Source organism: Frankia sp. AiPs1 (assembly GCF_023716945.1).
Classification (GTDB): Bacteria; Actinomycetota; Actinomycetes; order Frankiales; family Frankiaceae; genus Frankia.
In genome coordinates, this window is the sequence record NZ_JAMQQF010000161.1 from 1 (window position 1) to 11,815 (window position 11,815).

Below are 11,815 nucleotides of genomic sequence, written 5' to 3' on the forward strand. Positions count from 1 at the left end.
GCACGGGTCCGCGACGAGATCGTCGCGGCCGGCGGGCGGGCCGTCGCGCTCGCCCTCGACGTCGCCGACGAGGCCGCCGTGCGCGACTGCGTCGAACGGGTCGCCGCCGAACTCGGTCCGATCGGCATCCTGCACAACAACGCCGCCGCGACCGCGCTGTCCGGCGGCGGCGGCGACGCCGAGGTGCTGACCATGACCGCGGAACTCTGGGACGCGACGATGGCCGTCAACGTGCGTGGGCCGATGCTGCTGGCGCGCGCCGTGCTGCCCGCGATGATCGCCGCCGGCCGCGGGTCCATCGTCAACACCTCGTCGGGGGCCGCGGCGGCCGCCGAGCACCTGCGTCCGGCCTACGGCGCGTCGAAGGCGGCGCTGGAGTCGCTGACCCGCAGCATCGCCACCCGCTACGGCCCGGTCGGGGTGCGCTGCAACGCCATCGCCCCCGGACTCGTGCTCACCGACACCGTGCGCGGGCCCGGCCGCGGGCTGCGCCGGATGCGCGCCGTGTTCGCCGCGCACACCCCGTCGCCGCTGGGCACGCCCGACGAGGTCGCCCGGGTCGTGGCGTTCCTCGCCTCCGACGCCGCCCGCTACGTCAACGGGGTCGTGCTGCGCGTCGACGGCGGCATGGGTGCCGCCCAGCCCTACCTCGCCGACCTGCTCGGCCGCCACGGCGCGGTCGAGGACGCCCCGACCGTGAACCTCTGAGGAGTCGCCATGAAGTGGGGCATCGTCTTCGCCAGCACCGGGTTCCCCGACCCCGACGACGCCGTGGCGCTCGCCGTCGCGGCCGAGCAGGCCGGGTTCGAGTCGCTGTGGGCGCCGGAGCACGTCGTGCAGTCGCGTCGCACCGACGCCACCCCGTACCGCGGTGTCACCAGCGGCAGCATGGACCGGCTGTCGCGGCGCGGCGGCATGCCCGACCCGCTGATCTGGCTGACCTACGTCGCCGCCGTGACCACCCGCATCCGCTTCGGCACCGGCGTGCTCATCCTGCCCGAGCACCAGCCGACGGTGCTCGCCAAGACCGCGGCCACCCTGGACCATCTGTCCGGGGGCCGGCTGATGCTCGGCATCGGCGTCGGCGAGCTGCCCGAGGAGTACGCCGCCGTCGGCATGGAGTTCCGCAACCGGGGCCGGCGGATGGACGAGTACATCGACGCCATGCGGGTGCTGTGGCGCGACGACACGGCGACCTTCGCCGGCGAGTACGTCGCCTTCGACCAGGTCGAGTGCCGGCCGTGGCCGGTGCGCCGGGCGATCCCGCTGTTCGTCGGCGGGGCGTCGGAGGCCGCGATCCGCCGCGCGGCGACCCGCGGCGACGGCTACTTCCCGTTCGTCTTCCCCGGCCAGGACCCGCTCGTCGAGCTGCCGAAGCTGCTCGCCCGGGTCCGCGAGCAGACCAGGGCCGCCGGGCGCGACCCCGACGCGTTGGAGATCACCGCGGGCGGGGCGCGCAACGTCGAGGAGGCGAAGGTGTACGCCGACTTCGGCGTCCACCGGCTCACCGTCGCCGTGCGCGGGCGCACCATCGCCGAGATGCTCGACGACGTAGCCCGCCTCGGCGACGAGCTCGTCGCCCCGACGGCCGAACTGTGACCGCGGCGGATCCCGATCCGGCGTCGTCGGCGGCGGGGGAGTTGTCGTTCGTGGGGCGCACCGTGCTCGTGACGGGTGCGGGGCGCGGTGTCGGCCGGGCGCACGCGCTCGCCTTCGCCGCCCGCGGGGCCGCCGTCGTCGTCAACGACCTGCCCGAGCCTGCCGGCGATCAGGCCGAGGGGGCCGAGGCCGTCGTCGCCGAGATCCGCCGGGCCGGGGGCAGGGCCGTCGCGCACCTCGGCGACGTCGCCGCGCCGGGGGTCGCCGAGGCGCTGGTCGAGCGCGCGCTCGCCGAGTTCGGCGGCGTGGACGTCGTCGTGGCCAACGCCGGCATCGACCGGATCGTGCGGCTGCGCGAGGTCACCGCCGACGTGCTGAGCGAGTTCTTCCGGGTGCACGTGCTGGGCACCTGGGCGCTGTGCTCCGCCGCCTGGCCGCATCTGGTGCAACGGGGTTACGGGCGGATCGTGACGACGACGTCGGCCGCCGGCTACTTCGGCCTGGCCGCCGCGCTGCCGTACACGGTCGCGAAGGGCGCCCTGCACGGCCTGACCCAGACGCTTGCCCTGGAAGGCGCCCGGCGCGGCATCACCGTCAACGCGGTCGCGCCGTTCGCGGCGTCCCGGCTGGCCGCCGACCGCACCCGCTCCCGGCCCGAGATGTACGAGGCGATCGAGCGGGTCGCCCCGCCGGCGTCGGTGGCCGCGGTGGCGCTGTGGCTCGCGCACGAGTCGACGACCATCACCGGCATGGCCTTCGAGGCCGGCGTCGACGCGGTCGGCCGGATCGCCGTCGCCACCGGCGACGTCCTCACCGTCGACGGTGCGCTGACCCCCGAGGACGTCCGCGCCGGCGCGGCCCTGCTGACCGCCGGCGAGGTCACCGTCCCCGACCTCGGCGCCGCCGACCGCCCCCTGACCCGCCGCCTCACCGAACGCGCCGCCGCAGCCGCGCCGACCCGGCCCGCGTAGCCCTCGGAACTCCTGCCGGAATGCCGCGAGACATGCCGGGATGTCACGTGTCCACCCGTCGCTCGTCGTAGTGACAGCGGGCGGCCTCGACCACGTCGAGATGATCGACGGCCCACTCCAGGATGGCGTGCACAGGGGACCGAAGGGTCCGGCCCAGGGGGGTGATCCGGTATTCGATCGCCACCGGATCCGTGGACACGACCGCTCGCTCGACCATGCCGTTGCGCTCCAGTCGTCGCAGGCAGGCGGTCAGGGACTTCGGGGTGACGGCGGGCATGTACTGCCGGAGTTCGTTGAAGCGTCGGGGGCGGTCGCACAGTGCCGCCAGGACCAGCAGGGACCACTTGTCGAAGAGTTGGTCGAGCAGATCCCGGCCGTCGCCGTCGAGCTTCACGTCGGGCACGTCGGTCTCCCTCGCGATACCTGGTTTCGTTGAAGTATATCCGCGCTACTAGATATACATCAGATACCTAACGGCCTGACAGCGAAACGGGAATCATGACCGACGCATACTCGACCCTCAAGATCTCTCTTACCGGCGGCGTGGCGCACGTCGTGATCGACAATCCCCCCCTCAATCTGCTCGACGCCGCCCTGATGACGGACCTGGACCGGTTCGCGGCCGCCATGTCCGGCGCCCACGACATCCGGGTCATCGTTTTCGACAGCGCGGATCCGGACTTCTTCGTCGCGCACGGCGACATGACGGCCGCCGACGACCCCGCGACGTTCGTTGCCCTCCCCATCGCGCCCGAACAGGACCAGTCCCTCAACCCGATGATGCGTCTGCACGAACGCATCCGGTCGCTGCCGCAGATCACCATCGCCAAGCTGCGCGGACTGGCCCGCGGCGGCGGTGCGGAACTGCTGTCCGCGATGGACATGCGGTTCGCCTCGCTCGAGCGCGCCGCCATGGCCCAGATGGAGTGTCGGCTGGGAATCATCCCGGGCGCGGGAGGCACTGCCTACCTGCCCGGTCTGGTGGGTCGCGCACGCGCCCTGGAGATCATCCTTGGCGGGCAGCTGATCGATGCCGCGACCGCGGAACGGATCGGATGGGTGAACCGGGCCGTGCCGGACACCGAGCTCGACCACGTCGTCGACACCCTCGCCGCCCGCATCGCCGCTCTTCCTCCCGGCGTCGCCCGCGCCGCGACCGAAGCGGTCGACACCGCGGTCGAGTCGACCACGCACGGCCTGCGGAAGGCCAACGAGCTCCTCGGTGGACTGTTCGACGAACCCGCCGCAGCCCGTCTCGCCAAGGCTGCCCTGGCCGCCGGCGCGCACACCCGCGCCGGAGAGCGCCGCCTTGAGGCTCTCGTCGACGACATCACCTAGGAACTCCCACCGGGATGCCTTCGGCGTCGCCAGTCACCACCCGGCGTTGGGTACCGGGCCCGGAGCCGTTCTCGGCGTCGCGACGGGCGATCAGTGGTTTGACGCCGAGGCCCAGGACCAGGCGGCGGTACTTGTCGTGGTTGTAGCCGCGGTCGGCAGCACGATGTCCGAACGGCGCCGGGGCCGGCCGCGCTTGCCACGCACCGGCGGCACGGCTCGCAGGAGCGCGGCGACGTTCCGCGTCCCGGAACTGCTTCGCGGCTTCGCCGACACCTACTACGCGCTACGCGCGGATGCTGTTCGCCGTGGTCGGCGGTGCGCGCCCGCGACCTGCTGTTCACCGGGCGGACCCCGACGGCGGCCGAGGCCCTCGAATGGGGGCTGGTCAGCCGGGTCGTGGCGCACGAGGCGGTCCTCGACGAGGCGAGCGCCGCTCTGGCGGCGATCTGCCACACCGTGCCGGGCGCCCGCGGTGACATCGAGCGCGCCCTGGACGCCCAGATCGGCCTCTACGACCACATCGCCCTGCGCGACCGCGTGCCCGGCGAGGAGGCTCGCGAAGGCCTACGCGCCTTCGCCGAACGCCGATCCCCGGCCTGGGTGCACCCCGACCTGCGCCGCGAAGGCCGCCTATGACCCGGCCCGTTCGCCGGTAGTCCCCGCGCCCTCGCCGCCGAGACTGAGGATCGGTCTCCCTCGTCCCGACCGGGCAGGGCTGGCTGTACCTCGCGGTCGTCCTCGACCTGTACGCCCACAAGATCGTCGGATGGTCCATGTCCGACGAACAGAAGACCCCCCTCGTTGCCGATGCCCTCACCATGGTGCTCCAGCACCGCCGGCCCGCCCCCGGTGTCATTCATCATTCCGACCACGGAAGTCAATACCTATCTCGGGGCTTCACCACGCTCTGCCGTCGACATGAGGTACGACGCTCCGCCGGATCTGCCGGTGATTGCTATGATAATGCGGTCACGGAGTCCTTCTTCGTCACACTCGAATGCGCTGATGTTCCGAGGGCCGGGACTTCGCGATCTTCTTAATCTCACGCCGTTCCGGGAGGGTGAAATTCAGCGGCCGCCCACCGGCGTACTTCGGGTAGAGCGAGGTAGACCCGTCAGCGTTGAAATTGTGGATCACATCGCGGACCTGGTCCTACGACGTGAACGTCATCTCGGCGATCTTCGCTGGGGTCATGGCCTGTGTGGAGAGCAGAACCATCTGCGCCCGCCGCCACGTCACCACCGACCCGGCTGGAGCGTCGCACGATCCGTAACAGCCGCTGCCCCTCATCCGGATCGATCTCCCGAACCCGCACCCGTTCCGCCACACCATCGATCATCAGCCCGACGCCCGGATCGCCACGGCAAGTGACACGGCGCGTCCTCGCAACGGGCAAACCTTCACGGCTGGGGAACGAGCCCGACTGATGGCGAAGTGATCGAAGTCGTATCCTCACACAATGACCCGTTCCTATGACCTTCGGGTTCGGCCCGCTCTGAGCAGCGATCGAGAGTTCTTCTTCGAGGTGAGGCGAGCCGCCCTGCGGGCATACGTCGAACAGACGTCGGGGTGGGATGATGCGGAACAGCGCATAACCGCTGATAAGGAGTTCGCCGATCTGCCATTTGCCGTGGTCGAAGAGAGCGGGCGACCCGTCGGCTACGTGTGTGTCATCCACCAGAGTGAGTACGACTTCGTCGAGGAGATCGCGCTGCTCCCCGAGGCGCAAGGTCGTGGCATTGGCACCCATCTGTTACGGGGCATCCTTCGGGCTGCTCAGCGGCGCGGCGTTCCGGTCCGGCTCAGCGTCTTCGTCAACAATCCCGCACAGGCCCTCTATACCCGCCTCGGGTTCGAAGTCGTGCGGATCGAGGATCCGCGCATGTCGATGCAGTGGACCCCGGGTAACGCGTGAGACACCCCCATTGTCCGATCTTCAGCCGAACGTGCCCTTAACGTTCCCCCAAACGGCCAGTGCGGAGTTGTCGTCGACGACCAGCCAGTCGTAGACAGGCTCCAGGCCGAGAACGTGAGGTGCCATTTTTCTTCCGGAAAGTGTCCCCTACTAGAATAGGGGCATCACGGAAGGAGGGATAGTTGACACGTAAGCGCGGGAAATTCTCGGCCGAGTTCAAGGAAGAAGCCGTGAAGATGGTGATCGAGACGCCTCGTCCGATCTCCGATGTCGCACGGGAACTCGGCATTCTGGAAGGAACCCTCGGAAACTGGGTCGCGACCTACCGGCGGGCCCACGCCGGCGAGGCACCCCCGCCGACCGCGGATGAAAGCGCCCGGCTACGTGAACTTGAACGGCAGAACCGTGAGCTGCGCATGGAAAACGAGTTCCTGAAAAAAGCCGCAGCGTACTTCGCCAGGGATCATCGGTGAGCGACACGTTCGAGTTCATCGACGCGGAGTACGCCACCCGCACCACCACGAATACGGTCACACCGGTGCCGTCTGTCATCCAGGTGTGCGTCTGGCTCGACGTCTCCCGTTCGGGCTTCTACGAATGGCGTGACCGGCCCGCCTCCGCGACCGCGACCCGCCGCGGGGAGCTCGCGACGCTGGTCGTCCGGTCGTTCACCGCTTCCGACGGCACCTACGGCTACCGGCGCGTGCACGCTGACCTGGCCGCCTGGGGCCGTCCCTGCGGTCTCGAGCTCGTCCGTGCGCTCATGCGCGAGCAGGGCCTGGAGCTGTGCCAGCCACGCCCCTGGCGCCATGCTCTGACCGAACCCGGCCAGACCCCGGCCGCGATCCCTGACCTGCTGGACCGCGACTTCACCGCCGACGCCCCAGGCACGAAGATGGTCGGCGACATCACCTACATCCCCACCTGGGAAGGATGGCTGTACCCCGCGACCGTCCTCGACTGCCACACGAAAGCCGTCATCGGCTAGGCGATGACGACAACTACAAGACCGGGCTCATCGACACCGCCATCACCATGGCCGCCCGCAACTACCAGCTCACCGACGGAGCTGTTTTCCACTCGGACCGCGGAAGTAACTACACATCTACGCAGTTCGCTGCTACGTTGAACAGACTCGGGATCCGCCAGTCCGTCGGACGGACCGGCATCTGCTACGACAACGCCATGGCCGAATCATTCTTCGCCGCCCTCAAAAACGAACGGGTCCACCGCACCGCCTACCCCACCCGTGAGCACGCCCGCCGCTATATCACCCGGTACATCGAACTCCGTTACAATACGACATGCCGCCACTCGCCACTCGCCACTCGGCACTCGGCTACCGCACCCCACGACAGGTCCACGACGAATACCTGAAAAAGCAGTCCGCCGTGTAGATCAGCCTAATAGAGTCTGTCCGGACTTAACGGGGCGGATCAGAGGATGTTCGTTGATCGCTGGGATGTCCGGCCGAGCCGGGTGATCTGGTGGGTCGTCAGGACCCGATGCCATGGATACCTGGGTGATCAAGCGGTCCCGGGGCGAGATGGGGGATCAGCCAGTGCAGGTGGATCCCGTCCGTCCGTCGGTGGCCGTCGCGGTCCGCAGGCCGAGGACGCCGCGGGCCATCAGCAGGGTCAGGCAGTGCAGCACCTGCTCGCGGGTGAGCACCGGGTGGCGCAGCCAGGCGTTGTAGGGGAACTCGGTGAGCACCGTCCACAACACGATCGTCATGGTGGCCGGCGTCGTCGCGGTGGGCCGGGGGGGCGGCAGGCGGGCGGCGACGTCCTCAAGGTGGAGGCGCACCGCGCGGGCCAGCGGCCACAGCGGCGGGTTGTCCAGGATCTCGCAGGTCCAGATGTGGAACACGGTGCCGTGCCGCTCGACGATGCGCAGCCAGTCGTCGACCCAGCCTGCCAGCTCGTCGGCGGTGCCCACGGCGGGCAGCGCGTCGAAGTGGTCGCAGATGTGCACCGCGGCGCGGTGCGCCAGCGTCGTGAAGATGGCCGTGCGGTCGGTCCAGTAGCGGTAGAAGGTGCCGTGCGCGACGCCGGAGCGGGCGATGATGTCGTTGACGCTGGTGCCGGCGAGCCCGCGGTGCTCGAAGGCCGCGACCGCCGCCTCGATGATCGTCTCCACGGTGGAGCGCCCCCGACCGGTGACGGATCTGCGCAGCCCCGGCGGCAGCGACGCGTCCCGCTGCGCGGGAACCTCGCCGGGTGCCGGGGCGGCGGTGCGAGCCGTGCCGGTGGTCCCGGCGATGCCGGCGGCGCGGGCCAGAGCGGCGAGATCCGGGCGGGGGCGGGGGCGGGGGCTGGCGAGGGACGATCCGGGGGAGCGCACGGTCGGACCGGGGAGGCGCGGGGTTGGTTCGGCGAGGCGCGGGGTTGGTTCGGGGGAGTGCGGGGTCAATTCGGGAGCCGGGAAGAGCGCGCGGTGGATCATGCTGGCGAGGGCGTCGTGCAGCGCGTCGTCCTCGTCGGGGCCCCGCGCGATCTTGCCGCGGGCGTCGGAGACGATGTGCGTCCACTCCACGATGCAGATCACGGCGACGGAGAGCACCCGGGTGTCCACCCCGCCGGTGTCGGCGCGGGCCAGCCGCGGGGGCAGGCTCGCGGCGAGCACCTGCAGGTACTCCTCGGACGGGTTGTCGACAACCGCACTGTCAACGGCCGCACTGTCGAGAGCCGCACTGTCGAGGGCCGAGTTGTCGACTACGGCTGGTTCCGCGGTGGACAGCGGCCATTCCGCGAACACCGGTGAGTGCCGGCGCAGCACGGCGCCGAGTTCGCCCAGCCAGGCCCGGAACACCGCCAATCCCGCCGGCCCCTCGCTGAGCACCGGCAGCCGCTGGAAGTGGTCGACCAGGTCGACGCCGAGTTCCTCGAAGAAGATCCGGAAGACCTCCAGCTTGCCATGAAAGTACTGGTAGAAGGCGGCGTCGGAACGGCCGGTGGCCTCGGCCACCGCCTGGACGCTGGTGCCGTGGTAGCCGCGTTCGACGAACAGCCGCCGCGCCGCGGCGATGATCTCCTGGCAGGCGCGGGCGCCCTCCGCACCGATCGCCTGGCTGGCCGGATACGGGGCCCGCCGGTGCCGCGGCAGCCACGTGCCCTCGCCGGGGGAGGCGGCGCCCGGGGCGTCCTGGTACGGGCGGAGGGTGGGAAGCGGATCGGGCATCAACAACCCGGCCTCCCTCGGGCCTCGTCGCAACGAGCGGTTCCCGGACGGTGATTCCGGCATCGCATTGCGTATCCAACGAGTGTATGCGGGCGGGCATCGCGCCAGGTGGAGAGGGGTCCACGGCGGCGTGCGGCGATCGGGTTCGACCCCGGGGTTTCAATATGACAGGTGTCTTACTAGTGTGGTGGCTCACAGGCGGCCGGCGCTCGGGGGAGCGACCGGAACCCGCCCCTGCGGGCCACTGGTCCGCGACCGACCGAGGCGAGAAGAGAGCATCCATGGGCTTGTTGGACGACCGGGTCGTGTTCATCACCGGAGCGGCGCGCGGTCAGGGGCGCTCGCACGCGGTGACGTTCGCCGAGCAGGGGGCGAACATCGTCGGCATCGACATCTGTCGCGACCTCGAAGCCGTGCCCTACAAGCTGGGCACCGCCGAGGACCTGGCCGAGACCGCCCGGCTGGTGGAGAAGGCCGGCGGGCAGATGCTCACCGCCGAGGCCGACGTGCGCGACAAGGCTGCGCTGCAGGCCGCCTTCGACGCCGGGGTCGCACGCTTCGGCCACATCGACACGGTCCTCGCCAACGCCGGGGTCATCCTCAGCAACAGCGACGAGCGCGACGCCGACGCCGCGCTGCGCCTGGGCATCGACATCATGCAGATCGGCGTGTGGAACACCTTCCAGGTCGCGATCCCGCACCTGATCGACCGCGGCCAGGGCGGCAACCTCGTCGCCACCAGCTCCATGGCGGCGCTGCTGCCGCTCACCGACGGCCGCGGCGGCTCCGACGCCTACGGGATGGCCAAGAACGCCGTCATCGCGCTGGTCCGCTCGTACGCGAACTGGCTGGCCCCGCACCGCATCCGGGTCAACGCGGTGGCGCCGACGAACTGCGCGACGCCGATGGTCACCGAGAACCCGGCGCTGTTCGGCGTGATCGAGGCCAACCCCAACCTCGTCAACGCGATGCAGACGATGCTGCCCGACCTCCCCATGATCGAACCCGGCGACGTCAGCCAGGCCATCCTGTTCCTCATCTCCGACGCCGCGCGCTCCTTCACCGGCAGCCTGCTCAAGGTCGACGCCGGCATGGACGTCCGCCGCTAGCACGGCGACGGCCAGGCCCGGCAGCCCGCTCACCCGATCGGATCACCGCCCCCCGGCGTGGTGGCGGCGGAGGACCAAGGAGTCTCCATGACGAGCGCGACCCCCACCACCCCCACCACCCCCGCCGTGGTCGGCGAGGCCCGGATGCTCATCGACGGCCGGCTGGTCGAGGCCACCGGCGGCGCCGTCTACGACAACATCAACCCGGCCACCGAACAGGTACTGGGCCAGACCAGCGACGCCGCGGCCGTCGACCTGGACGCCGCGATCGCCGCGGCCCGCCGGGCCTTCGACGAGTCGGCCTGGTCGACCGACCGGGACCTGCGTCGCCGCTGCCTGGCGCAGCTCCAGCAGGCGCTGGAGGGCGAGCGTGAGCAGCTGCGCGCCGAGCTCGTCGCCGAGGCCGGGGCGCCCGTCGCCGTCACCGGTATCGCCCAGCTCGACTGGCCGCTGGCCGACGGGCTGCGCGGCCCGCTGGAGCTGATGGACAGCTTCCCCTGGGAGCGGTCCCTGCCGGACACCCAGCTCATGGGCCCCAGCCACCGGGCGGTGTGGCGGGAGCCGGTCGGCGTGGTCGCGGCGATCGTGCCGTGGAACTTCCCGTTCGAGGTCACGATCAACAAGCTGGGCCCGGCGCTGGCGACCGGGAACACGGTGGTGCTCAAGCCCGCGCCGGACACGCCGTGGAACGCCACCCGCATCGGCCGGCTCATCGCCGAGCAGACCGACATCCCGCCGGGTGTGGTCAACGTGGTGCCCTGCTCGGACAACGCCGTGGCCGGCCAGCTCCTCGTCGACCCGCGGGTCGACATGGTGTCGTTCACCGGGTCGACGGGCGTGGGCCGCCTGGTCGTGGAGAAGTCCGCGGCGACGATGAAGCGCACCCTGCTCGAACTCGGCGGCAAGTCGGCGATGATCGTCCTCGACGACGCCGACCTCGCCGCGGTGCTGCCGCTGGCCGGGTTCGGCGCCTGCCTGCACTCCGGGCAGGGCTGCGCGCTGCTCACCCGGGTGCTGCTGCCGCGCGAACGCTACGCCGAGGGCGTGGAGATCCTCGCCGGGGTGATCGGCGCCCTGCCCTACGGCGACCCGACCGATCCCGCGAACCTCGCCGGCCCGCTCATCAACGCCCGCCAGCGCGAGCGGGTCCTCGGCTACATCGAGGCCGGCCGGGCGCAGGGGGCGCGGGTCGTCGTCGGCGGTGGGCGGCCCGAGCACCTGCCGCGCGGCTACTACGTGCAGCCGACGCTGCTCGCCGACGTGGACAACTCGATGACCGTCGCCCGGGAGGAGATCTTCGGGCCGGTGGTGTGCGCGATCCCGTTCGACGGCGAGGCCGACGCGGTGCGCATCGCCAACGACAGCCCGTACGGGCTGTCCGGCGGGGTGTACTCGGCGTCGGTCGAGCGGGGCCTCGGCGTCGCCCGGCGCATCCGCACCGGCAGCATCAACGTCAACGGCGGGATGTTCTACGGCTCCGACGGGCCGTACGGGGGATACAAGATGAGCGGCCTGGGCCGCCAGGGCGGCCTGGAAGGCTTCGCCTCCTACACCGAAGCCAAGACCGTCGGCTACGTCGGTGCCTGACCCGGCCGCCGGCGCAGGCGGCCGGGTGGGCTGGCTGGAGCGGGTCTTCGCGGTGCATGCGGGCAGCGCCCGCCCGGCGGGGGGGGGGGGCCGCGCCCGCCCCCGGGGCGGCCCCC

Annotated in this window: 10 protein-coding genes and 3 pseudogenes; 10 read left to right on the plus strand and 3 right to left on the minus strand. The window is 70.9% G+C overall.

Annotated elements, in window-relative coordinates; genetic code table 11:
* The 3 genes from ND748_RS15690 to ND748_RS15700 form a co-directional block, all read left to right on the plus strand.
* The coding region (locus ND748_RS15690) for an SDR family NAD(P)-dependent oxidoreductase (protein ID WP_251746548.1) at window positions 1-708 on the plus strand (708 nt) is incomplete at its 5' end.
* A gap of 9 nt (window positions 709-717) precedes the next feature.
* Window positions 718-1,599, plus strand: coding sequence for an LLM class F420-dependent oxidoreductase (locus ND748_RS15695; protein ID WP_251746549.1), 882 nt, complete (start codon window positions 718-720; stop codon window positions 1,597-1,599).
* Window positions 1,596-2,570, plus strand: a complete 975-nt coding sequence (locus ND748_RS15700; protein WP_251746550.1) for an SDR family NAD(P)-dependent oxidoreductase — start codon at window positions 1,596-1,598, stop codon at window positions 2,568-2,570. The genes ND748_RS15695 and ND748_RS15700 overlap by 4 nt, the downstream gene beginning before the upstream one ends.
* Before the next feature lie 43 nt (window positions 2,571-2,613).
* Here ND748_RS15700 and ND748_RS15705 read toward each other — a convergent pair whose 3' ends face one another.
* A complete protein-coding gene (locus ND748_RS15705) occupies window positions 2,614-2,973 on the minus strand; it encodes a helix-turn-helix domain-containing protein (RefSeq protein WP_251746551.1) in 360 nt (119 codons plus the stop codon).
* 95 nt (window positions 2,974-3,068) lie between these two features.
* Between ND748_RS15705 and ND748_RS15710 the strand changes: the two genes are divergently transcribed.
* The 3 genes and pseudogenes from ND748_RS15710 to ND748_RS35040 form a co-directional block, all read left to right on the plus strand.
* The gene (locus ND748_RS15710; RefSeq protein ID WP_251746552.1) at window positions 3,069-3,908 is read left to right on the plus strand and encodes an enoyl-CoA hydratase/isomerase family protein; all 840 of its coding nucleotides are present in this window, start codon (window positions 3,069-3,071) and stop codon (window positions 3,906-3,908) included.
* 315 nt (window positions 3,909-4,223) lie between these two features.
* Window positions 4,224-4,544, plus strand: coding sequence for an enoyl-CoA hydratase/isomerase family protein (locus tag ND748_RS15715; RefSeq protein WP_251746553.1), 321 nt, complete (start codon window positions 4,224-4,226; stop codon window positions 4,542-4,544).
* A gap of 74 nt (window positions 4,545-4,618) precedes the next feature.
* Window positions 4,619-4,948, plus strand: a pseudogene (locus tag ND748_RS35040) (transposase); the annotation flags it as partial.
* Here ND748_RS35040 and ND748_RS35045 read toward each other — a convergent pair.
* Window positions 4,914-5,235 (minus strand): annotated as a pseudogene (locus ND748_RS35045) (helix-turn-helix domain-containing protein); the annotation flags it as partial. The pseudogenes ND748_RS35040 and ND748_RS35045 overlap by 35 nt on opposite strands.
* A 132-nt stretch (window positions 5,236-5,367) precedes the next feature.
* On the opposite strand from ND748_RS35045, the gene ND748_RS15720 reads away from it, so the two are divergent.
* Window positions 5,368-5,823: a GNAT family N-acetyltransferase gene (locus ND748_RS15720; protein WP_251746554.1), complete on the plus strand. Its 456-nt coding sequence runs from the start codon at window positions 5,368-5,370 to the stop codon at window positions 5,821-5,823.
* 182 nt (window positions 5,824-6,005) lie between these two features.
* Window positions 6,006-7,220, plus strand: a pseudogene (locus ND748_RS15725) (IS3 family transposase).
* 157 nt (window positions 7,221-7,377) lie between these two features.
* Here ND748_RS15725 and ND748_RS15730 read toward each other — a convergent pair.
* On the minus strand, window positions 7,378-9,003 hold the full coding sequence (locus ND748_RS15730) for a TetR family transcriptional regulator (protein WP_251746555.1): 1,626 nt from the start codon (window positions 9,001-9,003) through the stop codon (window positions 7,378-7,380).
* A 281-nt stretch (window positions 9,004-9,284) separates the two neighbouring features.
* Here ND748_RS15730 and ND748_RS15735 point away from each other — a divergent pair, with 281 nt between their 5' ends.
* Together ND748_RS15735 and ND748_RS15740 are read left to right on the plus strand one after the other, a co-directional pair.
* Entirely contained in the window at window positions 9,285-10,112 is an 828-nt protein-coding gene (locus ND748_RS15735) for a mycofactocin-coupled SDR family oxidoreductase (RefSeq protein WP_251746556.1), read from the plus strand.
* 87 nt (window positions 10,113-10,199) lie between these two features.
* Entirely contained in the window at window positions 10,200-11,699 is a 1,500-nt protein-coding gene (locus ND748_RS15740) for an aldehyde dehydrogenase family protein (RefSeq protein WP_251746557.1), read from the plus strand.
* Window positions 11,700-11,815 lie beyond the last annotated feature (116 nt).